We start from the raw sequence: 25,519 nt of genomic DNA on the forward strand, positions 1-25,519 counted from the left end.
AAAAAGAAGAAATAAAACTGAAAAGCATCAGCCTATTTCTTCTCTTTGTCTCTATAGTGTTTGATAGCCTGTATACTCGTGTACACGTAGTAGTCGATTCGCATTTTCTACACGTTCAAGAGTTGGTGGCTCAATATCTTTTAACTTATAAGGAATATTTAAAGCAGCATATTTATAAACACCAAGTTTATGGTAAGGCAATATTTCAACTTTATAGACATTTCCCAAAGAACAAATAAAATCGCTTAAACGGATCAAGTCATCATCATCATCTGAACGCTCAGGAACCAATACATGACGGATCCAAACGGGTTTATTTATTTTTGATAAATAACTAGACATATTTAAAATATTTTCATTACCGTGCATCGTTAAACGTTTATGTTTTTCATTGTCAATGTGTTTGATATCAAATAAAAGCAGATCAGTATATTTCATGAGTTCTTCAAAACGGCTAAAAAAAGGTTCGTCATAGGTGAACGGTTGTCCGCAAGTATCTAAAGTTGTGTGTATCCCCTCTTCTTTGGCTTTTCTAAAGTACTCAATAAGAAAATCGATATGCAAGAGCGGCTCTCCGCCACTTACTGTAATACCACCCTTTTTGCCCCAATAATCTTTATAGGATAATGCTTCTTCTAATAATTGATCTGCTGTATAAGGTGTTCCGCCTCCCATGTTCCATGTATCAGGATTATGGCAAAACTCGCACCTCATACGACATCCTTGCATAAAGGTTACAAAACGAATACCTGGTCCATCAACCGATCCAAAACTTTCAGTTGAATGGACGTACCCAATTACTGGCTCAGTCATATCGATGACTCCTTCTTTCATTTTTAAACGTTACATGCTATCGTGCATGGTACGATTAATAACATCTAATTGTTGTTCACGTGTTAATTTAATGAAGTTAACGGCATAGCCTGATACACGGATCGTTAATTGCGGATAATTTTCCGGATGATCCATCGCGTCAACTAAAGTTTCGCGGTTAAAGACATTAACATTTAAATGGTGACCGCCTTTTTTAGCATAACCATCTAATAGACTAGCTAAATTTTCTTGTTGAATGTTGTCTTCTTTGCCCAATGCTTTAGGAATAATAGAGAACGTATTTGAAATACCGTCTAATGAATATTTATAAGGGATCTTAGCAACAGAAGTTAAGCTTGCTAAAGCTCCATGTGTATCTCTGCCATGCATTGGATTCGCACCAGGTGCAAATGGTTCTCCAGAACGACGTCCATCTGGTGTATTTCCTGTCTTTTTACCATAAACTACATTAGATGTAATCGTTAAAATTGAAGTAGTATGAACAGCATTACGGTATGCTGGATGTTTTTTCACTTTTGACATAAATGTTTTTAACAACCAGATTCCAATATCATCTACACGGTCATCATTGTTCCCAAATTTAGGATAATCGCCTTCAATTTCATAATCGACTACCAATCCATTTTCATCACGAATCGTTTTTACTTTTGCGTGTTTGATTGCAGATAACGAGTCGGCTGCTACGGAGAATCCTGCAATACCTGTAGCCATTGTTCTCATGATATCACTATCGTGTAATGCCATTTCAATGCGTTCATATGAATATTTATCATGCATAAAGTGAATGATATTTAAAGTATTTAAATATAATCCGGCAATCCATTCTAATAATACATCGTATTTTTCCATTACTTCGTCATAATCTAAGTATTCTGAAGTAATAGGTTGGTATTTTGGAGCAACTTGATCCTTCGTTTTTTCATCTACTCCACCGTTGATTGCATACAAGAGCGTTTTAGCTAAATTAGCACGTGCTCCAAAGAACTGCATTTGTTTCCCAATACGCATAGCTGAAACACAACAAGCAATCCCGTAATCATCGCCCCATTCTAAGCGCATGATATCATCATTTTCATATTGAATTGCACTTGACGCAATAGAAGCTTTTGCACAAAACTTTTTAAAGTTCTCTGGAAGTCTTGTAGACCATAATACCGTTAAGTTCGGTTCTGGAGCAGGACCTAAGTTAGAGAGAGTGTGTAAGAAACGGTAACTATTTTTTGTTACCAAATGCCTTCCATCGTCACCTACTCCTGCAATGGCTTCTGTTACCCATGTAGGGTCACCAGAGAATAAATCATTGTATTCTGGAGTACGTGCAAATTTTACTAAACGTAATTTCATAATAAAATGGTCTGTGATCTCTTGTGCTTCAGCTTCTGTAAGGATGCCTTGTGCTAGATCACGTTCAATGTAGATATCTAAAAATGTAGAAGTACGTCCTAAAGACATAGCAGCCCCATTTTGTTCTTTAACTGCAGCTAAATAACCAAGATACAACCATTGGAAGGCTTCTTGTGCCGTTTGAGCTGGTCGTGAAATATCAAATCCGTAAATCCTTCCTAACTCATTCAATTCATTCAAAGCGCGTGTCTGTTCATTTAATTCTTCACGATCGCGTATGATATCCTCACTCATAGTACCGTAACCTTTATTGGCTAAATCTTTTTTCTTTTCTTCAATCAAACGATTGACACCATATAAAGCAACGCGTCTATAATCACCAATGATACGTCCACGTCCATAAGCATCTGGCAATCCAGTAATGACACCACTACGTCTTGCGGCACGGATTTCAGGTGTGTAAGCATCGAATACACCTTGATTATGTGTTTTACGGTACTCTCTAAAAATATGAGAAACTTCCGGATCGATTTCATATCCATATGATTCTGCTGCTAGCTCGCTCATTCGGATACCGCCAAAAGGTTGTAGCCCACGTTTAAATGGTTTATCAGTTTGGAATCCAGTAATACGTTCTAATTCTTTATTTAAGTAAGCGGATTCATGAGAAGTTATAGTGGAAACAACTTTAGTATCCATATCTAATACTCCGCCTGCATCACGTTCTTTAGTATTCAATTCCATTACTTGTTTCCATAATAATTCAGTAGCTTCTGTAGGATCTTCTAAAAATTCATCTGTCCCCTCATAAGGTTTGTAATTCTGTTGAATAAAGTCACGTACATTGATTTCTTCTTGCCACACTCTTCCTTTAAAGCCTTTCCATTGTTCCATAGTCAATTTTCCTCCTTTTTATCTGTTAGATCAATCTAACAGATTCTTCATGCTCATTATAACACGAACTTAAAACAAATCAATTAATTTCGGTGATTAAAATTATATTTAATCCAGATGAAACATTAATTTAAAGAGGTTTAAAATTTTAAAATATATTTCATTATCTGTGAATTATTATACAAATTTAAATAAAACACAAACTGTACTACTAATTTATAAAACAGACAAAAAAAGGCGTAGCTGTTAAGCTACACCTTTACTCTATTTCGGTTCATTAATTAATAAATCTTTTTTGATTTCGATAGGTGTTCCATCTGCCACTTCATCTAAAATAAATGATCCGTTTGAATAACGGTCACTTATAGCGTAAGAAGTACTAGATAGTGGTATTTCTTTCCCTTTCGAAGTTAAGATAACAAAATGGTCTTCTTTAGTCGCTTCAAAAGAAAAAGCTACACGATGAGGATTTTTCTTTAATTCTCTTAAGAGTAATAACCCTCGTTTAGCTCTGCCTAATGATTCAAAATCAAGAATGTTCATTTTTTTTATCGATCCACGATGCGTTAAAATCATTAGTTCTTTTTTAGCAGCTTCAACATCTATTAAAACGCCATTTACAACGTAGTCGCCTTCTTTAAGATTGATTGATTTTACACCTGCTGCTTTTGAACCGACAACCGGAACTTCTTCTAAAGAATAACGTAAACCAAATCCTCTATGAGTGACTAAAAAGACATCTTTTAACACTGGATTTTCTGTATAAATAATGTTTATCAGTTCATCGGTACTTGTTTTAAGTTTGATCGCTGAAAATGATTTATTCTTATAGTTGCGTCCAATAACGTACTCTGAAACAGCTGTCTGTTTAATGTACCCTTCTTTAGTAATGAAGGTAAAGGTCGCTTGAGGTAATTGCTGTGTAATACCAAAAACATTCACAACTGTTTCATCGCCAGAAAAAGCAATATTTTGTGATAAATGCTCTCCCATGTCCTTCCATCTCAAATCAGAAATTTCATTAACTGGACGATAAATGATATTCCCTTTGCTGGTAAAGATCAAAAGATAATTCAATGTATTCAGCTGTTGAATGTAGAGTGGATAATCGCCTTCTTTAATTCCTATTTCATTAGGTTTAGAAGCACCGTATGAACGTAGGCTGGTTCTCTTAATGTATCCTTCTTTTGTAACAGAAACCATAACCTCTTCAGATGCAATCAGAACTTCAGTATCAATTTTCAATTCTTCAATTTGATCCTGAATAATGGTCAATCGAGGTGAAGCATAATTTTTCTTCACTTCGGCTAATTCTTTTTTCATCACTTTATCTAGTTCTTTAGAACTGGATAAAATTTTGTTATAAGATGCGATTGCTTTATCTAAAGCAGCGGCTTCATTTTCTAATGCTGTAATATCCGTATTCGTTAATCGATACAGTTGCAAAGAAACAATCGCTTCAGCTTGGATTTCAGTGAAATCAAACCGTTCAATCAGATTTTCTTTTGCATTTTTCTTATCTTTACTGCTACGAATAGCATCAATTACTTGATCTAGAATAGATAAAGCTTTAATTAAACCAGCAACGATGTGTTGTCTACTTTCAGCTTTACGAAGATTGTAATTTGTTCTTCTGGTAAGCACTTCTCGTTTATGCTCTAAATAAGCCTCAAGCATTCTATTGATTCCAGATTGTTTAGGTCTTTGTTTATCAATCGCAACCATATTAAAATTGTAAGCAACTTGTAAATCAGTATTTTTCAATAAATAATTTAAAATTCCTTTTGCGTTTGCTTCTTTTTTTAATTCAATGACAATTTGAAGACCGTTACGATCAGATTCATCACGGACTTCAGCAATGCCGTCGACTTTTTTATTCAACCGAATCTCATCCATTTTACGAACTAAAACAGCTTTATTTACTTCATATGGAATTTCATTGATTACGATTTGTTCTTTACCGCCTCTAACTTCCTCGATTCGGGTTTTAGAACGGACAACGATTTTTCCTTTTCCAGTTTCATAAGCTTGTTTTATTCCAGCTACACCTTGTAGAATAGCTCCAGTTGGAAAATCAGGTCCTTTAATGTGCTGCATTAAATCTGTTACAGATGCATCTGGATGATCAATTAAGTGAATCGTCGCATCAATCACCTCTCCTAAATTATGAGGAGGGATATCTGTTGCGTAACCCGCAGAGATTCCTGTAGCCCCATTTACAAGTAAATTAGGGTAGCTAGCTGGAAACACGGTTGGTTCTTCATCTGTATCATCAAAGTTTAGAACAAAATCAACGGTTTCTTTGTCGATATCTCTTACTAACTCAGCAGATATTTTTGACAAACGTGCTTCAGTATACCGCATAGCTGCTGGTGGATCTCCATCCATACTCCCATTATTTCCGTGCATTTCAATCAAAACTTCTCGTTGTTTCCAATCTTGACTTAATCGAACCATCGCCTCATAAACACTGCTGTCCCCATGTGGGTGATAATTCCCGATTACATTTCCGACTGTCTTAGCCGACTTTCTAAAGCCTTTGTCTGCCGTATTGCCTTCTACGTTCATGGCATATAAAATACGGCGTTGAACTGGTTTTAAACCATCCCGAATATCTGGTAAAGCTCGTTCTTGAATAATATATTTTGAATAGCGTCCAAAACGATCTCCCATTACTTCTTCCAGGGTCAACTCCTGAATATCCGCTCTATTCTCCATCTTCGACACTTCCTTCATCTACTGTTTCAATTTGATCCATAATTTGACTGTTTTCTAAAATGCTGCCGCCTTCTTCGAACGTAAACTCTACATGAGATTCGATCCACTTACGTCTAGGTTCAACTTTATCTCCCATTAAGACAGAGACACGTTTTTCAGCTTGGGCAGCATCATCGATTTTCACTCGAATCAATGTGCGCGTATCTGGGTTCATTGTTGTATCCCACAGTTGGTCTGCATTCATTTCACCCAGCCCTTTGTAGCGTTGCAAAATATAATTTTTGCCAAAGTCTTTTGTGACTTGAACCAATTCGTCATCTGTCCATGCATAAGCAATCTTTTCTTTTTTCCCAATACCCCTAGATAATTTGTATAATGGCGGTAAAGCTAAATAAACTTTTCCCGCTTCAAAAAGAGGTTTCATGTATCGATAAAAGAACGTTAGCAATAGTGTTTGAATATGCGCTCCATCGGTATCCGCATCCGTCATGATGATGATTTTATCGTAGTTGCAGTCTGCAATATCAAATTCTGGCCCAACACCGGCACCAATCGTATAGATCATCGTGCTGATTTCTTCATTTTTCATCACGTCTTGTAATTTAGCTTTTTCCGTGTTGATTACTTTTCCACGAAGAGGTAGGATGGCTTGAAATTTACGGTCTCGTCCTTGCTTTGCCGAACCACCAGCTGAATCTCCCTCTACCAAGTACAATTCATTCCGTTTTGCATTTTTACTTTGAGCTGGTGTTAATTTACCAGACAAGAGGGTGTCATTTTTTTTGCGTTTTTTTCCATTACGACTTTCTTCACGCGCTTTTCTAGCCGCATCACGCGCTTCTCTTGCTTTTAAAGCCTTACGGATCAATTGTTGGCTAAGATCGCCATTTTCAATCAAATAAAAGCCTAATTGATCACTGACAACTGTCTCTACAGCAGATCTTGCTTGCGGAGTACCCAATTTACTTTTCGTTTGACCTTCAAATTGCAAAAGATTCTCTGGTATACGAATGGAAATAACGGCTGCTAATCCTTCTCTAAAATCTGTACCCTCTAAGTTTTTATCTTTTTCTTTCAGTAAATTAACTTTACGCGCATAATCATTAAACGTCTTCGTGATGGCTGTCTTCATACCCGCTTCATGGGTACCACCATCTTTTGTCCGTACGTTATTAACAAAAGATAAAATCGTTTCAGAATAACCGTCATTGTATTGAAAAGAAAACTCAACTTCAATCTCGTTATTTTCACCTTCAAAATAAGCTACAGGAGTTAGATTGTCTTTGTCTTCATTCAAATAACTGACAAATTCTTTAATCCCTTCTTCGTAATAAAAAACTTCTGCTTGTTCGCTTCGTTCATCAGTTAAGGTTATACGCAACCCCTTTAATAAGAAAGCTGATTCTCGTAAACGTTCTGCTAACACATCGTACGATAAATTTGTCGTGGTAAAAATCGTAGGATCAGGTTTGAAATGGACAATGGTGCCATTTTTTTCATTATTGGTTTTGATTTTCTTTAGCGATCCTTTAGCTTTTCCACCTTCAACAAATTTTTGTTGGTAATGGATGCCTTCACGAATAATGGTAACCGTAAGCCATTCAGATAGTGCATTAACCACACTTGCTCCCACACCATGCAGGCCTCCTGAAGTCTTATAACCGCCTTGACCAAATTTACCACCTGCATGCAATACTGTAAAAATAACTTGGACAGTAGGGATTCCAGATGAATGCATTCCAATTGGCATACCGCGTCCATTGTCTTTGACACTGATGCTGTTGTCTTTGTGTAAAGTGACATCTATCTCAGTTCCAAAACCGGATAGCGCTTCATCAACTGAATTATCCACTATCTCGTAAACTAAATGGTGTAACCCACGAGCATCCGTAGACCCGATATACATACCTGGTCTTTTTCGTACCGCTTCTAATCCTTCTAATACTTGGATCGAATCATCATTGTAATCTTTATTCAACTCTTTTGGCATTCTAAAACTCCTTAAGGCTTTAAACATAAAGTGATTCCTACTTATCTGTTCAACAAAAAAATGGGTCTTATTTTTAACTGGACACAAGTAGTTTCCTGCTTTAGCTTAAAGTTTTCTCTAATCTCTTTTTATTTCTCTAGCAAGGTTAATCCATGCCAGCATCAATCAACTGCTTCATTTTAATGAAGCACCTTTTTAATCATACTCTATATTTTAAGGAATAGAAAGCACTAAACAGTAGTTTCTTTTATAAAAACCGAAAATACGTTCGCCTTAAAACAAGAAGAATTCTCTTCTCATTAAACTATTTTTTTTTTTGAATTGCAAGTTAACGAAGAAATAAGAAAATTTAACAACTAGTGCTGACAGAATAAAATAAATTTCTTCTGGAATGGACGATTTTGCTTGTGGAAAGCCATGAAACCAGAAATAATCCTTGGTTAGTCTTGGTTGGGGTTTGTGAATAAAACGGTTTTATCTAGCCTTCTAATACGATAAATGGTAAAATAATGAATGCATTATTCTAACGATGTATACTGCACTTCAAGGAGAGAAATTTGTTGATTAAAATCACACTCATGTTTATTATTGCTTATTTATTAGGCTCAATCCCTTCAGGTGTTTGGGTCGGGAAAAAGATTTACGGAAAAGATATCCGTCAGTTCGGTAGTGGAAACTCTGGAACAACGAATACATTTAGAGTACTAGGAAAAACTGCCGGCACGGTGGTATTGTTGGCTGATGTATTAAAAGGAACACTGGCTGCTTGTTTGCCTTTATTGTTTCAAGTGCCAATCAACCCAATGGTTATCGGTTTAGGAGCTATACTGGGCCATACTTACCCTCTATTTGCTCAATTTAAGGGTGGAAAGGCCGTTGCTACAAGTGCAGGTGTTTTGTTAGCTTACAACCCACCATTCTTTATTTATAGTGTCTGTTTATTCTTAGTCTTGTTATTCTTAACCAGAATGGTAAGTCTGTCCAGTATGATTTCATTACCACTTATTACCCTTTCGAGTTTATTTATTGGGGATTGGATTTTAACAACCATTGCGTTTATCTTAACCCTCTTTATTATTTATAGACACCGAGAAAATATTAAACGGATTCGGAACGGTACAGAAAGTAAAGTTCCATTTGGTTTAGGGTATAAAAAAGACGATAAAGATTCTTTTTAATCGCACATAACATCAAAGGAACTGAGACAGTATATCTCAGTTCCTTTTTGTCTGCATTTAAGTTAGAGAAATCGTATAGTTTGCAGAAAAGGACTCTGTGCCCTCTAGTTGTTGTATACCAAGTTTGTCATTCAACTCTCCTGTAAACTCACTCGAATCTGCAATCCCATACCAAGGTTCAATACAAACAAAAGGAGCCTCTTTTTTAGGAGGAGACCAGATACCTGTATAAGGGAAACCTTCAAAAGCGATTGATACGGAACGAGTCGTTTTTTCAGAATGGATTGAAAAAGTATTTTTCCCTTTTGTTTCATAAATCAGAGCATCATTATCAAATAAGGATCTTTTTAAGTCGATCTCTGTATTGGTTTGAGCTAAAGTGGTGCTTTCTAAATCTAAGTATGAACCGACTAATGGAATTTGACGACGAGATCGTCTAGGTAAGAACGTTAAATAGTAATCTTCAAACGTGGTATCACTGGCAAGTGGAACATTGAAACCAGGATGGCCTCCAATAGAAAAATACATTGTTTCAGTTTCATGTGTATTTTTTACAAAATAGCTGACAGTAACCGTGTTTTTTTCTAGTGTATACGTTAACGACAATTGAAAATCAAATGGGTAGTGTTCTTTTGTCTGCAATGAAGATGTGGTCGTTAACCGCACAGTTGTCTCTGTTTGTTCTTCGACGTGAAAGTCGCTATCTCTTGCAAATCCATGTTGATTTAATGGGTATGTCTTTCCATTGTACCGGTATTCATCATTTTTTAACCGCCCAACGATTGGAAATAAAACAGGCGCTTTTCTACCCCAAAAAGTTGGATCACCTTGCCATAAGTATTCTAATCCTTCATCTGTACGTTTGATACTTTGAAGTTCAGCACCTTTTGGAGAAATCGATACCGTTAACAGATCATTTTTTAATGTAATCACTTTTGTTTGCCTCCTCATTTGCAACTCAATCTATTTTTACGAAATATACGGATGTAAAAAAGCAATCCTTTACTAATGGTAAGCTAAAGGATTACTTAGTAGAGGTTAAAATCATCAATAAATCGATTCTTTCTCCAATGCATCAATAAATTTTTCATTTTGTATTTTAATGTAGGTGCCTTTCATTCCTAATGATCTGGATTCGATAATGCCGCCAGATTCTAACTTCCGCAAGGCATTAACAATGACCGAACGGGTGATACCGACTTTATCCGCTACATTAGAAGCTGTTATGCGACCTTCAGTTCCATCTAATTCTTCAAAAATGGCCTTGATAGCCTTTAGTTCACTATAAGACAGCGTCTTGATTGCCATCTGCACAGTTGCCGTATTACGAGCAGATTCAGCGATTTGAGTCGATTTCTTAAACAAAATCTCTATTCCAACAACCGTTGCCGCATGCTCACCTAAGATTAAATCAGTATCGTCAAACACGGGCTGCAAACGTGCGAGTAAAAGTGTCCCTAATCGCTGCCCTGCTACAAAAACAGGAATGACAGTTGTCAAGCCTTCTACAAACATGTCTCTTGTTTCAATTGGGAAGACGGTATAATCACTTTCAATATCAATATTGGCTCTTGTTTCATAAATTTCTAACATGCTGCGAGTGTATTTTTCGGGAAACATTTCATCCACTAACATTTGTTTCACACGTTCGTTATTGATTTCATGCTTTTCATGATAGCCGAGTAAGTTTCCAGCATCATCAATCAAATACGTGTTTGCATTCAGAATATCGCCTAATACAATCGCCATATCAGTGAAAGCTAATTCTCCATCCGGTGAAGAATCCGTCTTTACTACGCCACCCTTTGTTTGTAATAGGTAATTAATTTTTCGCATTTTTTGCAGTAAATCATTCATGAGAAGCCTCCATCATTTTTTTATAAAATGTAGCGACTTAAATCTTTGTCCTCTACAATGTGTTCAATTTTTTCATTGACATAATTTTCAGTAATGGTAATGTCTCCCATTTGCATATCCGGGGCTTCAAATAATAGATCTTCTAATAATTTTTCTAAAATCGTATGCAACCGTCTGGCTCCGATGTTATCCGTTTCATGATTGACTTGATACGCAATTGCGGCTAAGCGTTCAATCGATTCATACGTAAAAGTGATATTGACATTTTCAGTTCCTAACATTGCAATATATTGTTTGAGTAACGCATTATTGGGTTCTGTTAGAATTTTTACAAAATCTTCCTTGGTTAAATCATCTAACTCTACACGAATAGGAAATCTTCCTTGTAATTCTGGAATCAAATCACTTGGTTTGGAAACATGAAATGCTCCAGAAGCAATAAATAAGATATGGTCAGTTTGAATTGGACCATATTTCGTGCTAACTTGCGATCCCTCAACGATTGGCAATATGTCTCGTTGGACACCTTCTCGAGAGACAGTTCCACTATTTTCATTTTTAGAGGTAATTTTATCAAACTCGTCTATGAAGATAATACCGGCATTTTGTGCAAGATCTACAGCCATCGATTGGATGTCTTCTTGATTGACTAATTTAGCCGATTCTTCTTGCGTAAACAATTCAATCGCTTTCTTTACAGTAACCGTTCGTTTAACTTTAGATTTCGGACGTAAAGCACCTAATGTTTCATTTAAATCAATTCCCATTTGTTCCAATCCGGCACCCATAGGAGAATTCATTGATTTTTTTTGACTTTCTACTTGTATCGTCAATTCTCTTTCATCTAAAAGCCCATTACGAATTTGTTGTTTCATTTTTTTTCGGTCTGTTGAAATGGCTTCCGTTATTTCTTCTTCCTCTTCTTCAGCTTGTGGAGCTAATTGATTGGGATCTACACCCATGTTTTTAAACATCGATTCAAAAGGGTTGCTACTTGTACTTTGTCGATTTTCTTTTTTTATTCCCGGTATCAATAGTTTTACAACACGCTCAATGGCATTTTTTTCCGCTCGAGAATAGACTTGTGAGTACTGTTGTTTTTCTACAATTTGAATCGACGCTTCTACTAAATCGCGCACCATAGATTCAACATCTCGTCCAATATATCCGACTTCTGTAAATTTAGTGGCTTCCACTTTTACAAATGGCGCTTGAACAATGGTAGCTAAACGTCGCGCAATCTCTGTTTTACCAACCCCAGTTGCACCAATCATTAACAAATTTTTAGGTGTGATTTCTTTTTGCATAGCTTCATCTAATTTCAAACGTCTTTGTCGGTTGCGTAAGGCAACAGCCACAGACTTTTTAGCCATTGTTTGTCCAATAATGTATTTATCTAACTCAGCGACGATCTCTCTGGGAGTCATATCTTCTTTAGTCATCATCTTGTTCACTCCTTATAGTTCTTCAACAATAATATTGTGATTTGTAAATACGCAGATGTCTGCAGCAGTTGTTAAGCTTTCTTGGGCAATTTGAGCTGCTGTTAAATCTTTCCCAAGTTTTTTTAATGCTCGTCCAGCAGCAAGAGCAAAGTTCCCACCCGAACCAATAGCTAAGATGCCATCATCTGGTTGGATAACTTCCCCTCCACCCGATACCATCAACATCTCTTCTTTGTTCATTACAATCAGCAATGCTTCAAGTTTTTGCATAGCACGATCTGAACGCCATTCTTGAGCCAATTCTACAGCTGCACGAGTTAGATTTCCTTTGTACTCATGTAATTTAGCTTCAAATTTTTCTTCCAGAGTAAAAGCATCTGCCACACTTCCAGCAAATCCGACCAACACTTCATCGTTGTAAATACGTCGAACTTTACGAGCAGTACCTTTCATGATGACTTGTTCACCCATCGTTACTTGACCATCTCCGGCCATGGCACATTTCCCATTATGCTGAATAGCAAAAATCGTTGTTGCATGAAATTCTGTCATTTTTTTTTCCTCCAGTCAATTATCCAAACTTAAGCTCTTGGATGAAATTGGCGATAATTTTTTTGTAATAAATCCTTAGTTACATGAGCATATATCTGAGTTGAAGATAAACTCGCATGACCCAATAGTTCTTGCACAGTCCGCATGTCAGCCCCATTATTCAGTAAATGAGTCGCAAAGGAATGACGTAACATATGTGGATGGATATCGGACGTTAAGCTGCTTTTTTTTATGACTTGGTTTAATACATATTCGATTCCAGTAGCTGTAATAGGGTCACCGTGATGATTAACAAATAAATAATCATGAATTCGTTTGTGTTTTTTCATTAAAGGGGTACGACTTTTTTCCATATAATCGCGGATAGCAATAGCGGCATAATGGCCAAATGGAACATACCGCTCTTTATTGCCCTTACCGTGAATCAATAAGACACTTAATTCAAAATCAATGTCTTTTAGCCTAATTCCACTACATTCGCTCACTCGTATACCAGTACCATACAATACCTCGAGTATAGCTTCATTGCGGAAATCTAGTGGTCTTTCTCCTTTTACTGCTTCAAATAAAGCATCCATTTCTTTTTCATAAAAAAACTTAGGCAAACGAAGCGTTTTCTTTTTGAGATGCACATAAGAAAACGGATTATCTTTAACCAACTGATTTTTTAATAAGAATTGATAAAATGCACGTAAGCTCGAAATTTTTCTTGAAACACTGTTCCGACTTAGTCCTTGTTCATTTAATTCACCTAAATAGATACGTACATCTTGAAGAGTGACATTATTAAAATCTGTATCCCCTGTTTGATCTAAAAATAATTCAAAGTGAGTAATATCTTCTTGATACGCTTTTTTAGTCAGCTCAGAATAATGTCTTTCAGTGATCAAATACTGTAAGAAAGTCTTTTTAATCGTTTGATCTACCAAGAATAATCCCTCCACTCCTACAACAAAGTTACTTTATCATACAACTATTTAGATTACAATCGATTAAGATTTAAATTAATTGAATTTTAAAACAATTCAACTATTTCTAAACAACCGTTATTAAATTTGGCTGAATTTATGAAAGACTCTTGACTTAGATGCAAAAATACTAGTTAAGCGAGAGCCGTTTCTTCTCGAACTTAACTAGTATTTATTTTAGTTAGCGTATTATTTTTGCACTTCTTCTTTATAATCACAATTGCTGCAGATGACTTGCTTGCTGCCTTTTGCTTTTTTCTCTACTAAATAATGTTCGCATTTCGGACAGTTGCGTCCAACTGGTTTATCCCATGATACAAATTCACACGTAGGGTAACGATCACAACCATAAAAAATACGATTTTTTTTCGATTTTCGTTCAATGACATGTCCTTCACCACACACAGGGCAAGCAACACCGATTTCTTTTACAATTGGTTTGGTATTTCGGCAATCCGGAAAATTGCTACATGCATAGAATTTTCCATAGCGACCCAACTTGATCACCATTGGATGTCCGCAAAGCTCACAGTCAAATCCAGCTGGTTCGTCTTTGATTTGAATTTTTTCCATATTCTCTTCCGCTTTTTCGACTTCTACAGCAAATGGTTGATAGAATTGATCGATAACTTTTTCCCATTCTTTATTGCCTTCTTCCACTTCATCCAGATTTTTTTCCATATCTGCAGTAAAGTGAACGTCTACGATCTGAGGGAAAAACTCATTGATGAGTCCATTCACAATTGCCCCTAGTTCAGTTACTTCAAAACGTTTGTTTTGGAGTTTAACGTAATACCTACGTTGAATGGTTTCCAAAGTTGGAGCATACGTAGAAGGACGACCTACACCGTTATCTTCCAACACACGAATCAATGTCGATTCAGAGAAACGAGCAGGTGGTTGAGTGAAATGTTGTTTTGGTTCGATATCGATTGACGTAACTTTATCGCCTTTTTCCATTTCGGGCAATACATTTTCTTTTTCTTCTTTACCTTCATCATTGCCTTCAATATAAACTTTTTGGTAACCAGGGAATTTCACTTTAGAGCCATTTGCTCTAAAATAAATATCTTTTTGAGCAATATCGACCTTCATTGTATCGAATACAGCAGGAGTCATTTGACTGGCTACCAATCGTGACCAGATCAGATTGTATAATTTATACTGGTCTTTTGTCAGGTACTTTTCAACTTCTTTTGGAGTTCGTAACACACTGGAAGGACGAATCCCTTCATGAGCATCTTGGTCGCCTTCAGCTTTTTTCCCTATTCGAGGTTTAGAAGCTGCGTATTCTGGTCCAAATTCTTTGATAATGTATTCCGCGGCTTCATTTTTAGCTGAAAGAGCAATCCTGGTGGAATCCGTACGCATATACGTAATCAAACCGACAGCCCCGCCACGACCCAATGAGATTCCTTCATAAAGCTGTTGCGCAACCATCATGGTTTTACGTGTTCTGAAATTTAGTTTTCTTGCGGCTTCTTGTTGTAGACTACTTGTCTTAAATGGAAGGGCCGGATTTCTTAACCGTTCTTTTTTCGTAACAGACAGGACTTCAAATTGATCGCCATCTAGTTCTTTAATAATTTTTTGGACATCTTCAGCATTACCCAAAGCTTGTTTCTTTCCTTTTATACCATAAAAATTAGCTTTAAATTTCTTTTTGTCTTTTTTGAAATTAGCACCGATCGACCAATACTCTTCCGGTTCAAATCGATTGATTTCATCTTCTCGCTCACAAATCAGCTTTAACGCTACAGATTGTACTCTTCCTGCACTTAAGCCTTTTTTAACTTTTTTCCACAAAATTGGACTAATGGTATATCCAACAAGTCGGTCTAGTATTCTTCGAGCTTGTTGTGAATTCACCAAATCCATATTAATGGAACGTGGTTCTTTAAAGGCGTTCTTTACAGCGTCTTTTGTAATTTCATTAAAAACCACACGATTTTTATCCGTTACATCAAGTCCTAATAAAAAGCTTAGATGCCATGCAATTGCTTCTCCTTCTCTATCCGGGTCAGCTGCGAGAAAAACTTTTTCAGCTTTTTTTGCATATCTTTTTAGTTCCTTGATTAAAGGACCTTTGCCTCGTATAGAAATGTACTCAGGCTGGTAATTATTTTCAACATCGACTGCCATACGACTTTTTGGAAGATCACGAATATGTCCTAGGCTAGCAACAACTTTATAATTTCGACCTAAATATTTTTCAATTGTTTTTGCTTTAGCAGGTGATTCTACAATCACCAGATATTTATATGCCAATGAAATGCTCCTCTCAAATGTGCGTAATTTTTTACTAGTTCAGTCGTTCTCTAATCTATAATTGAAATCGTTAATCATCTTATGCTATCTTTAGGCACTTTGTCAACCATCCTTATTTATATTTGTGAAAATAGATAGTATATAATAGAAGAAAAAAACAGTTTTCTCCCTTTGAAAACCTTTCCTTTTTATCATTTCACACTTTTATTCTTAGTATTAAAAAAACTTCAAAAAAACAGATGCGCTGTTTTTTTGAAGCCTTTTTTTATCTATTTAGTTCTTCTAAAATATGCTGTGGCGATAAGACACATTTTGCGCCATGTAGGATTAGATCATTGGTACCTTCTGAATAAGGATTTGTAATATTTCCAGGTACAGCAAAAACTTCACGCCCTTCTTGCAGGGCTAGATTAGCTGTAATCAAACTACCGCTGCGATATTTAGCTTCAATGACCAAAGTACCTAATGAAAGGCCCGCAATAATTCGATTGCGCATAGGAAAATGGTGTTTCAACGGTTTAGTTCCTAAGGGGTATTCAGAAATTAGCAAGTGGTTCCTAGCAATATCTCTTTGTAAAGATTCATTTTCAAATGGATAGAAATAATCCAACCCCGTCCCTATAATGCCAATCGTCCGTCCGCCTAGTTCAATAGTTTTCTGATGAACTTCTTTATCTATTCCTTTAGCTAACCCGCTTACCGTTGCAATCTCATGACTAATCAACTCAGGCAATAAAAGTGTTAAAGCTTTCTCGCCATATGAACTGGTCAAACGCGATCCAACAATGGCAAGCAATTGTTGATTGAACAATGAAAGATCTCCTTGGTAGAATAACAACGCCGGTGGATTATAGATGTGCTTTAAGTATTCAGGGTAGGTTTTATCCAAAATAGAAATCCATTTAATTTGCTTACTATCGTACTCGTTCAAGCTCTTTTCTAAATCAACAGAAACAAAACTATCCATAAATAATCTTGTATTGGTTGAATTCAATTGAGCATATCTAGCTAGCTCATAAGCGGTTAGATTGGGGTTATCTATTAAGGCTGAGAGCATACGAATCCGGCTCGTTGCACCGATCCCTTTACATAAAGTTAAATGAAATAGCATCTGGTTTAGATTTGTTGTTTGCATGTCACACTCTCCTTATTCATTGCAAAACGCTGATACTCTTTAGGTAACTTCCGCATTGAAAAGAGAATAACTTTTTTTAAGGCTCTGTTAAAGTTTAATGTTGATATTATATAAAAAATTAGAACTTCCAAATATATGGAAGTTCTATTGCGTAATATAGTCTTCTTCTTCTTCAACTAAAGCACCATATAGTTTAAGAGTATAGCTTATTAAAGTATCTTTAGTTTCGAATCCAGCTTTCCTATATACGTGATTTGCTTGGCTGTTCGTATTTTCTACCGTTAATTTTATTTCTTTAATTTGTGGATATGAAAACATCTCTGTAAGTGCTTCTTTCATCATTATTGTACCTAACCCTTGATTTCGAGCTTTTGAGGAAACACCAATATATTCTAGTGAGGCATCTGATATTTCAGTATCTATTTCAAAATATACATAGCCTAGCAATTCATTAGTTTCGGTTTTAATAACTCTTAGATTATTTCCATTTCCAAGTCTCTCTGTAATCGTTCTAGCATCATAGTAAGTGTTTGGAAAGGTTTCGTTATGTAATTTTTCAAAAGCATTAAAATCACTTTGTATAAATGGAACACTTTTCAACTTACCACTAACTCTCTCAAAATCTTGTTCTTTAATTTCTAGGATAAGGTGTTCACCAGTATTTTTTGCCTTTATTTCATCCATAAACGTTCGTTGCTGTATGTTCTCTTTATTGATAAAGAAATAAAAGGTTTGAACTGCTGGATTCTCATTCACTAACTGTTCCCATAATTGATATTGTAACTTAACAGAAGATGTTTTATTAAAGGGCCCCCATACTTCCGCACTCGTTTCATCTATGTCAAACCCAATTCCTGCTATAATTTCCCCTGTACTATTTCTTGCAATAATAAATTTTATATCACTATCACTGGCAACAAAATCTTCCTTTAATGATTGATGGATTCCCTCTGCCTTTTCACCACAATAACCTATATGTGATCTTTTACGTTTGTTTACTTCAGATAAAAAAGCACTTAATTCATCAAGGTCTTTTGCTTTTTCTATTGTCACGTTCATATAGGTTCCCCCACAATTCTGTAAATTCTTATCCAACTAAACTCTCCGTTTAGTAAATTCAACAACAAAGGATGTTTATCCTTCTCTTACCTTATTCAACCAACCTGCCCCGTTAGTTGAATAAGATATGTTATATCGCAAATTTAGTTATTCTAATTGTATCATAAGTTTCCGAATTTTGTATTAGATTACCCCGAATAATTAAGTCGTTCATAGTTACTTCATTTCTTTGATGTTGAATGCTTTCTAACACCTGAAACCAAGCAAGATAATTGTTCAGATACTTAGTGGCAACACCATTAAATCGTTGAATCCACGCTTTAAGTCTACGATGGTAATTGTTAACGTTCTGAATGTGGTATAGCCCTTTCGTTCGAACCATTCCATCTGATTTAAATTGGTAAATATCCATACCCTTTTCGGCAGCATAGGTCTTAAAGGCACGCCAAGAATCAGTACATAATATATTATCACTTGATAGTTTATGACCGATTGCTTTATCCAGTTGCTCTTTTGTTAATCTTCCCATTCCTAATACTTGCGAGAAAGTCATCTTGTCACGGTCCCTTGCAACTAATACACATACTTGTTCATTGCTGATACCACGTTTCTTGGCAGAACCACCACGCTTACGTGATTTTCTATCTTTTATCTTTCTTTGCCCTTTTTCAGAGTATAGGAAATAGGTCTCGTCCATTTCAACGATACCTTCGAAGTTTGGGATTTCTATCTGTTTTAATGATGCTAAGAGCTTGTTTCTCCAGTAGAACAGAGTGACGTGAGTAACATTACCAACTAATTCAGCAGATTTTCGCAAAGAATAGCCCTCTATCATACACTCGATAAATTTTATCCATTGGTTGAGACGACGTGTTCGATATAGAGCTGTATTTGTAAGGTCAGTAAATGTCTTTTTACACGCTTTACAGCGATAGCGTTGCTTTTTCACTTCTTCTCCTTCAACAATAGTCGAATATGTTCCGAAACGGACGATATGCTCCGATTCACAATCTGGACATCGATAACCATTCTTATTTTTACGCTCAGATATTTCTTGAAGAACAGTTCCTGTCGAAGAAGATGCAGTAAGTGCATCAATTAAATACTCTCGTAGTCGATGTTTCTCTGCTGGATTTAGTTTTTGGATGGCTTTTAGTATATCGGTTGCTCTCACGGTCATCACCAACTTCTATAATGATACACCCATTATAGAACATCCGTTCCGTTTGGTCAAATTATCAACAACTACCTTTAACAGAGCCTTTTTTAAAAAAATGGCACAAAAAAAGAGAGTGGGAGAAAAAGCGTTTAGACCCGAATCACTGGAACGAATAAGCGCAGTATGGTCATCGACCATCGAGCATTAAACAGAAGCACTGTAGGCTTGTACCTAAGTGTATCATGTCTGTACGTAGCTAAAGCAACTACATCCATGACAAAGTGGACGTCGGGTTTGCTTTGGAGCATGTTTTAGAATAAATAGTCGTATAAAAAGAAGAGGCTGGAATTTTTATCCCAACCTCTTCTTTTTATTAAATAGCATTAATACTCCATTAAAGCTAAAATATCGTACCCTTTGATTTTGTCACGACCATTCAAGTCTTTTAATTCAACTAGAAAAGCAGTCCCAACAACTATTCCACCAAGTTTTTCAATCAACTCGATTGTTGCAGCAATTGTTCCACCAGTAGCTAATAAATCGTCACAGACAAGAACTTTTTGCCCAGGTTTGATGGCATCTTGATGAATCTGTAAGGTATCTTTTCCGTATTCTAAACCATACGTAACTTCAATCGTTTCACGAGGTAACTTCCCTTTTTTGCGTGCAGGAGCGAAGCCGATTCCCATTTCATAAGCTACTGGGCAACCCACAATAAAGCCACGCGCTTCAGGTCCAACAATCATTTCAACGCCTTTGTCTTTTGCGTATGTCACAATTTCGTTCGTAGCAAAGCGGTAAGCTTCCCCATCCGCCATTAAAGGGGAAATGTCGCGAAAAACAATTCCCTTTTCAGGAAAATCAGGGACATCTGCAATATATTTTTTTAAATCCATTGAAACTTTTCCTCCATTCAATTTTAAGGTGTTGCTTTTATTTGTTGTTTCATCCAATTCTCCAACTCAGAAAAATGACTGTAAACAAAAAAGTTTTCAGATTGAATTTGTTTTAGTCGTTTTTGATAAGCTGCTGCTTGCTCTAATTCTTTTTTCTGAACGTCTTTAACGACATTCATAACACCATTTGTTATTGTAACAAATCCTATCTCTAAAAACACTGAAATAATAAAAATTAAATTATTTTCCTTTATTTTTAAATGAGCAGCTAATAATTTCAGTTTGTTCCGAACATCAATATCGACATGTGTTGCCGTATACTTAAAGACTTGTCCAAATTGACTTCGATTTGGCATCCCATTTAAATACAAATCTTCTCGACTATAAAAACAAGCAATAATTTTTTCGGGACTTGATTGAGCTAAGAGCTCTTTGACCGAATCAATATCAGAAGGGCAATCGACAAAAATCAATTGAGTCGTTCTCATTTCAAATTGCGAAAAAGAATCAGGAGTCGTTAATACATGACGATAGCTATTCTCTGATAAAAGATGTGCATACTGTTCACTATTTTGTTGATCAAAAAAGACAAAGTCTGCTTCTTCAATTTTCCATAACGATGAAGGTATCTGAGTACTTCTAGAATCAAAGACTTGTACGCCTTCAATAGCTAAATCTTCTAACATCAATTGTGTTTTGCGTGAACCATTCCATTCATTGATAGCTAACTTCCCAACTACAGAAACAGTTGAGTGTAATCCTATTTCTTCCGCAACAGGTCCAAATTGAAAACCAATCACATCTAGAAAAACGTTTCCTTCTGCCAGTTTCATTTTTAGATGAGCTTGGTCTCCGCCAATTTGACGAACATCTTGAGACTCAAGATGTTTAAAAAGGAAAGTCGGTTTAAGATTGTCTGTACCAAATGGAGCTAAACGGTTCAATTCTTCCACTACTTCCACAGTTGCTTCTTCGATGGTCAACTGGCTGTCTATTTGTGTTTCTTCACCCAATTCTTGTGCTGCACCATTTTCAACAGCATATTGATTGAGTTCATTTTGGATACGTTCGATATTTTCTAAAGGAACAGTTAAACCAGCGGCCATATGATGCCCACCAAATGTAGTAGTAAATTCTCGAACAGCATCTAACGCATTATACAGATTAAATGCCGGTATACTCCTACCAGAACCTTTAGCCAAACCTTTAGCTGGATCAATGTTCATCACTAAAGCTGGTTTTCCAGTTTTGCCTACAATTTTACTAGCTACGATACCTAAGACACCTTCATGCCAGTCTTCTTTTGCTAGAACATAAACATCTGAATCTACATCACTTTTTTCAATCATATCAAATGCTTCATTCGTTATCGTTGAAACATAAGCTTGACGTTCAGTATTTTTTTCTTGGACCAACTGTGCTAAAGAAGCTGCTTCTTCATCATCAAAAGTCGTCAACAATTCGACGGCTGGAGAGGCATCTCCTAATCGTCCAACAGCATTCAGACGCGGTCCTATAATAAATCCAACAGTTTCTTCATCAATTTCTTCCCTTTTTATTTTTGCTAATTGAAATAAAGCGGATAAACCGACGCGTTGGGTATTTTGTAATACAGCCAATCCTTGCATCACTAAAGCACGATTTTCATTCGTTAACGAAACTAGATCGGCTATCGTTCCTAAAGCAACCAAATCTAACAACTCTACCGGTATTTCTCCTAATAATGCCGTTGCTAATTTAAAAGCAACTCCCACTCCAGATAACTCTCCAAACGGGTACGAACCTTTTGGGTGTCTGGGATGAATGACAGCATAAGCCGAGGGCAATGTACTTGGTAATTCATGGTGATCCGTAACAATGACATCTATTCCTAACGCTTTTGCTCGATTAATGGCATCATGTCCAGCAACACCATTGTCACAAGTGACAATCAATTGTGTACCTTGTTCGATTAAACGTTCGAAAGCTGCTACATTGGGTCCATATCCATCAGTAAATCGATTTGGAATATAGTAGTTGACTTCTCCACCAATCATTTCAATCGTTTCTTTTAAAACGGCTGTACTTGTGACGCCATATAGTGATAGGTAACCTCTTGAATCATTCTCCAGGTTTTCCCCCACTCCACACCGTGCGTGAGACTTTCACCTCACACGGCGTTCCATCGTTCTAGACCATCCCGACTTAAAGTTGCCTATAGCAAATTAAATAAAAAGTATCATTGCTTTATGCTTATGGTTAGAAAAAAATTTATCTAATCACTGTGCAACTCTAGTTTATTAAAATAATCTAAATCGATTCGAGCCCCTCCCTCCACTATTTGTTATCATAGCTTCATCGGTACTATGGCTCTACTTTCACTTAGACAAATTAGCTTATTTTTCTCTTACGAGATTTTCGTCTAAACTGCTTCGTTTGCTGGTAAAAGCATCCACATCCTAAGCTTCATACGTTCCAATCCAATTATCTTGTTCTATATATCCTTAGGTTTCTTCTATGGGCCGTTGCACTTGATTATCCCTTTAAGATAATATGGTATTTCATAACGTCAGATTTTTACTCTACCACATGCAATAAGATTGACTCAAGGCGCAATCCTAGCGCTGCATTTCTACATCGCTTACGTATCGACTCGTACATTCAAAGATTCGTCAGTTTCTTTTAAGAAACATTCTAACCATAGATAATTTCTAAGACCCCCAGCCTATCAAAAACAAAATCCACCTCTGGATTTTTTTCGTGTAAGGAACATACCCTACTTACGGCTTTTTTCAGCTGACTTCACCGAGCTTTATACTTTCGAGTTTTTTACCTGCCCAAAAGCATATCGGAGGATTAGGGGAGTCGTTTCAAGACGTTACTCTCTCATTCCAACTCTCATTAGATCAGTTCTCCATATCTTAGTACAACTAAAGACATGTGCACAAACTTTTCACTTGTGAACGTATCGCACCTGCATCATAGTCGCCATAAATCGTTATCTGTTCTCCTTGTTCAACCGCATTTGTGATCCTAGAAACTGCACTTTCCATGTCATACATCAAATAAGGGTCATAAATCCATGATTCATCAGGTTTGATAAATCGTTCTATTTTTTCTCTAGAATCTAGGCCTCTTTGTAAACACAATTCAATAAACAAAGAAGATAAGTTTAATGTTTTACTTAAATCTGCTGCAATTTCAGTATTCGTGTTTCCTTCTTTTAATTTCCATTTTGTACGAGACTTCAACAAATTACCTCACTCCTAACTGCACCATTATATCAAAAATAATAGGTATAGATATAGTATTTCTTCCTTTTAAAATGAATGAATTGTCATTCAAAAAACTTAACTTAGCCCAACTACCTGATGAATCATTACTGGAACAACAAAAAAAGATCGGACAGGTTGTCACGATCTCTTAATGGCTCTATACTTTTTAGTGTTGATAGCTTAGTTAAATTGGTTACAGGATATTTCTGGAAGAATAGGGTTTGCTTGTAGCCATGCATTGGATTCAATGCGAATGATAAAGCGTTAGCGCTTCAGCGATTATGCTTTATTTGAAGCTTGAAAGCTCTGAAGAATACAGGCTTCAGACGTTCCCATGGCTCTTCTCACAAGCAAAACCGTCTATTCCAGAAGAAATGTTATTTTCTTCTATCAACATCATTTGACGAATAGTCTTTTTAATTGACTCATCTAACTCGTTGTTAATCTTCTATAATATGAACACCGATTCCAATTAATCCTGGACCCGTATGCACTCCTAGAGCTGGACTGATTTGATCTTCAAATATGGTAACAAAGTTTGGCAATTTCTTTTTAAGTTCTAGTCGAATGTCATCAACTTGGACCTCAGCTGTCTTGCCACCATAAGCGATTGCTAAATGATATTTTTTTGCATCCCCTGCAAATTCAGTAGCTAAATCAATAGCTCTTTGGATACTCTTTTTATTTCCGCGCACTTTAGCAACCGTATAATAGATTCCATTATCATTACAAGAAATAACTGGTTTTAAATTTAAAACATTCCCTAAAATAGAAGATACTAATCCGATGCGTCCACCTTTTTGCAAATAGTCTAAAGTTGGCACATGGAAGAATATTTTAGATTTTTTTACGTCCTGCTTTAATCTTTCTTTAATAACTTCCCATTTCAGTTCTTTTTCAACATACTCTGCAGCCTGAATAGCCAAAAAACCACTACCGATTCCAATATTCTTAGTGTCTAGAGTAAAGACATCTAAACCTTCAATATTTTCAGCCATTAAACGAACCATGTTATTTGTACCACTTAGTCCGCTTGAAATGGTAACGGCAATAACTTTTTCATAACCTTCATTTTTAAATTCTTGTAACATTTCACTAATCACTTCACCACTGGGTAAAGAAGTTTTTGGTATTTCTTGTTCTAAACGATCGTATACATCTTGCGCATGAATATTTACCTTATCAGTATATTCTTTATCTTTATAGATAATTTTTAAAGGAATGACTTTCATATCGGCTTTATTGACAACCTCTATAGGAACATCCGAACCTGAATCAACTAAGAACCCTATTTTTTGTTTGTTCATGTTTATTCCTCCAACTTTTTGGTTTTATTTTTCTTCTTCTCACTCTCTTCTTGCTGTATATGAGCTAAATAGAGAACTTTTTCAGTGACAATTTTTGTAGCAACAGCTATTGTGGCTGTTCGAACGATTAGAGTAGTATTATCTGTACTATCTGGCAATAACGGTTTCTTATCCGTTTGCTTGATATGAGAAGCAACAGCTCTTAATGCATACTCTTGCTCGGTACAAAATAAATCATACGCTTCTCTGATCCCGCTTATGGATGCTTGATATAAGATTCCTTCTTTTACATCTGGAATCGTGACCACTTGTTTTAAAATCGAAATAGCAATTAAATAGGCTAAATGTTTTTTTGTGTATCGTTTCTTTACTGGAGGAGGAATCAACCCTAATTTAACATAATTATTAATCATTGATGAAGTAATAATTTGTTTTTGGTCACTCACTTTAAAAATAGCTAGATAGCGTTCAATTAGATTTAACACTTGGTCCATATAAAGATCAAAATCAGGTAATTCTTCCCATCTTGGAAAAGTATATTGGCTTATTTCATTTGACCACTCTAATAAATCTTCCTCAATTTTCTGCATATAATCACCTTTTTATCTCATTTCTGTTAGTAATAGTTTAACACAATTGTTTTCACTAGACAAACTAGTTT

At 36.1% G+C, this 25,519-nt stretch carries 19 protein-coding genes; 1 reads left to right on the forward strand and 18 read right to left on the reverse strand.

What is annotated here, in order from left to right; translation table 11 throughout:
- Positions 1-51: 51 nt before the first annotated feature.
- From pflA to parE, 4 genes are all read right to left on the reverse strand, one after another.
- A complete protein-coding gene (pflA, locus tag BLT48_RS03360) occupies positions 52-813 on the reverse strand; it encodes a pyruvate formate-lyase-activating protein (RefSeq protein WP_089975247.1) in 762 nt (253 codons plus the stop codon).
- A 30-nt stretch (positions 814-843) separates the two neighbouring features.
- Positions 844-3,072, reverse strand: a complete 2,229-nt coding sequence (gene pflB / locus BLT48_RS03365; protein WP_035023072.1) for a formate C-acetyltransferase — start codon at positions 3,070-3,072, stop codon at positions 844-846.
- 264 nt (positions 3,073-3,336) lie between these two features.
- Complete coding sequence (gene parC, locus BLT48_RS03370; protein WP_089975250.1) at positions 3,337-5,790, reverse strand: DNA topoisomerase IV subunit A; 2,454 nt, start codon at positions 5,788-5,790, stop codon at positions 3,337-3,339.
- Positions 5,780-7,780: a DNA topoisomerase IV subunit B gene (gene parE / locus BLT48_RS03375; protein WP_035023078.1), complete on the reverse strand. Its 2,001-nt coding sequence runs from the start codon at positions 7,778-7,780 to the stop codon at positions 5,780-5,782. Before parE ends, parC begins: the two co-directional genes overlap by 11 nt.
- A gap of 563 nt (positions 7,781-8,343) precedes the next feature.
- Between parE and plsY the strand changes: the two genes are divergently transcribed.
- Positions 8,344-8,958 carry a glycerol-3-phosphate 1-O-acyltransferase PlsY gene (plsY, locus tag BLT48_RS03380; protein WP_035024170.1) on the forward strand — a complete coding sequence of 205 codons (615 nt, stop codon included), beginning with the start codon at positions 8,344-8,346 and terminating at the stop codon, positions 8,956-8,958.
- Positions 8,959-9,015: 57 nt separating this feature from the next.
- Here the strand turns inward: plsY and BLT48_RS03385 are convergent, their stop codons facing one another.
- The 14 genes from BLT48_RS03385 to BLT48_RS03450 all read right to left on the reverse strand — a co-directional run bounded on the left by BLT48_RS03385 (position 9,016) and on the right by BLT48_RS03450 (position 25,448).
- Positions 9,016-9,909: an aldose 1-epimerase family protein gene (locus BLT48_RS03385; RefSeq protein WP_035023081.1), complete on the reverse strand. Its 894-nt coding sequence runs from the start codon at positions 9,907-9,909 to the stop codon at positions 9,016-9,018.
- 96 nt (positions 9,910-10,005) lie between these two features.
- On the reverse strand, positions 10,006-10,815 hold the full coding sequence (gene codY, locus BLT48_RS03390) for a GTP-sensing pleiotropic transcriptional regulator CodY (protein WP_035023084.1): 810 nt from the start codon (positions 10,813-10,815) through the stop codon (positions 10,006-10,008).
- A gap of 20 nt (positions 10,816-10,835) precedes the next feature.
- Complete coding sequence (gene hslU, locus BLT48_RS03395; RefSeq protein ID WP_035024171.1) at positions 10,836-12,257, reverse strand: ATP-dependent protease ATPase subunit HslU; 1,422 nt, start codon at positions 12,255-12,257, stop codon at positions 10,836-10,838.
- A gap of 15 nt (positions 12,258-12,272) precedes the next feature.
- Positions 12,273-12,812 carry an ATP-dependent protease subunit HslV gene (gene hslV, locus BLT48_RS03400; protein WP_013710884.1) on the reverse strand — a complete coding sequence of 180 codons (540 nt, stop codon included), beginning with the start codon at positions 12,810-12,812 and terminating at the stop codon, positions 12,273-12,275.
- A gap of 29 nt (positions 12,813-12,841) precedes the next feature.
- Entirely contained in the window at positions 12,842-13,741 is a 900-nt protein-coding gene (gene xerC / locus BLT48_RS03405) for a tyrosine recombinase XerC (RefSeq protein ID WP_089975256.1), read from the reverse strand.
- Positions 13,742-13,969: 228 nt separating this feature from the next.
- Positions 13,970-16,048, reverse strand: a complete 2,079-nt coding sequence (gene topA, locus BLT48_RS03410; protein WP_089975258.1) for a type I DNA topoisomerase — start codon at positions 16,046-16,048, stop codon at positions 13,970-13,972.
- A gap of 265 nt (positions 16,049-16,313) precedes the next feature.
- Complete coding sequence (gene dprA, locus BLT48_RS03415) at positions 16,314-17,183, reverse strand: DNA-processing protein DprA (RefSeq protein WP_089975261.1); 870 nt, start codon at positions 17,181-17,183, stop codon at positions 16,314-16,316.
- A gap of 144 nt (positions 17,184-17,327) precedes the next feature.
- Complete coding sequence (locus BLT48_RS03420; RefSeq protein ID WP_143019097.1) at positions 17,328-18,278, reverse strand: GNAT family N-acetyltransferase; 951 nt, start codon at positions 18,276-18,278, stop codon at positions 17,328-17,330.
- Between the two features lie 94 nt (positions 18,279-18,372).
- Positions 18,373-19,422: an IS1595 family transposase gene (locus tag BLT48_RS03425; protein WP_143019098.1), complete on the reverse strand. Its 1,050-nt coding sequence runs from the start codon at positions 19,420-19,422 to the stop codon at positions 18,373-18,375.
- 362 nt (positions 19,423-19,784) lie between these two features.
- The gene (locus BLT48_RS03430; RefSeq protein WP_035024172.1) at positions 19,785-20,297 is read right to left on the reverse strand and encodes an adenine phosphoribosyltransferase; all 513 of its coding nucleotides are present in this window, start codon (positions 20,295-20,297) and stop codon (positions 19,785-19,787) included.
- Between the two features lie 23 nt (positions 20,298-20,320).
- Complete coding sequence (gene recJ, locus BLT48_RS03435) at positions 20,321-22,420, reverse strand: single-stranded-DNA-specific exonuclease RecJ (RefSeq protein WP_089975266.1); 2,100 nt, start codon at positions 22,418-22,420, stop codon at positions 20,321-20,323.
- A 786-nt stretch (positions 22,421-23,206) separates the two neighbouring features.
- A complete protein-coding gene (locus BLT48_RS03440) occupies positions 23,207-23,530 on the reverse strand; it encodes a hypothetical protein (protein WP_035023102.1) in 324 nt (107 codons plus the stop codon).
- Positions 23,531-23,991: 461 nt separating this feature from the next.
- Positions 23,992-24,858, reverse strand: a complete 867-nt coding sequence (locus BLT48_RS03445; RefSeq protein WP_089975268.1) for a DegV family protein — start codon at positions 24,856-24,858, stop codon at positions 23,992-23,994.
- Between the two features lie 2 nt (positions 24,859-24,860).
- Positions 24,861-25,448, reverse strand: coding sequence for a DUF1836 domain-containing protein (locus BLT48_RS03450; RefSeq protein WP_035023108.1), 588 nt, complete (start codon positions 25,446-25,448; stop codon positions 24,861-24,863).
- Positions 25,449-25,519 lie beyond the last annotated feature (71 nt).

It is taken from the genome of Carnobacterium viridans (assembly GCF_900102725.1).
GTDB classification, from domain to species: Bacteria; Bacillota; Bacilli; order Lactobacillales; family Carnobacteriaceae; genus Carnobacterium_B; species Carnobacterium_B viridans.

Coding starts and splice junctions, on each gene's coding strand:
- pflA (WP_089975247.1), bottom strand. CDS start 813: ATGACTGAGCCAGTAATTGGGTACGTCCATTCAACTGAAAGTTTTGGA.
- pflB (WP_035023072.1), bottom strand. CDS start 3,072: ATGGAACAATGGAAAGGCTTTAAAGGAAGAGTGTGGCAAGAAGAAATC.
- parC (WP_089975250.1), bottom strand. CDS start 5,790: ATGGAGAATAGAGCGGATATTCAGGAGTTGACCCTGGAAGAAGTAATG.
- parE (WP_035023078.1), bottom strand. CDS start 7,780: ATGCCAAAAGAGTTGAATAAAGATTACAATGATGATTCGATCCAAGTA.
- BLT48_RS03385 (WP_035023081.1), bottom strand. CDS start 9,909: ATGAGGAGGCAAACAAAAGTGATTACATTAAAAAATGATCTGTTAACG.
- codY (WP_035023084.1), bottom strand. CDS start 10,815: ATGAATGATTTACTGCAAAAAATGCGAAAAATTAATTACCTATTACAA.
- hslU (WP_035024171.1), bottom strand. CDS start 12,257: ATGACTAAAGAAGATATGACTCCCAGAGAGATCGTCGCTGAGTTAGAT.
- hslV (WP_013710884.1), bottom strand. CDS start 12,812: ATGACAGAATTTCATGCAACAACGATTTTTGCTATTCAGCATAATGGG.
- dprA (WP_089975261.1), bottom strand. CDS start 17,183: ATGCAAACAACAAATCTAAACCAGATGCTATTTCATTTAACTTTATGT.
- BLT48_RS03425 (WP_143019098.1), bottom strand. CDS start 19,422: ATGACCGTGAGAGCAACCGATATACTAAAAGCCATCCAAAAACTAAAT.
- BLT48_RS03430 (WP_035024172.1), bottom strand. CDS start 20,297: ATGGATTTAAAAAAATATATTGCAGATGTCCCTGATTTTCCTGAAAAG.
- BLT48_RS03445 (WP_089975268.1), bottom strand. CDS start 24,858: ATGAACAAACAAAAAATAGGGTTCTTAGTTGATTCAGGTTCGGATGTT.
- BLT48_RS03450 (WP_035023108.1), bottom strand. CDS start 25,448: ATGCAGAAAATTGAGGAAGATTTATTAGAGTGGTCAAATGAAATAAGC.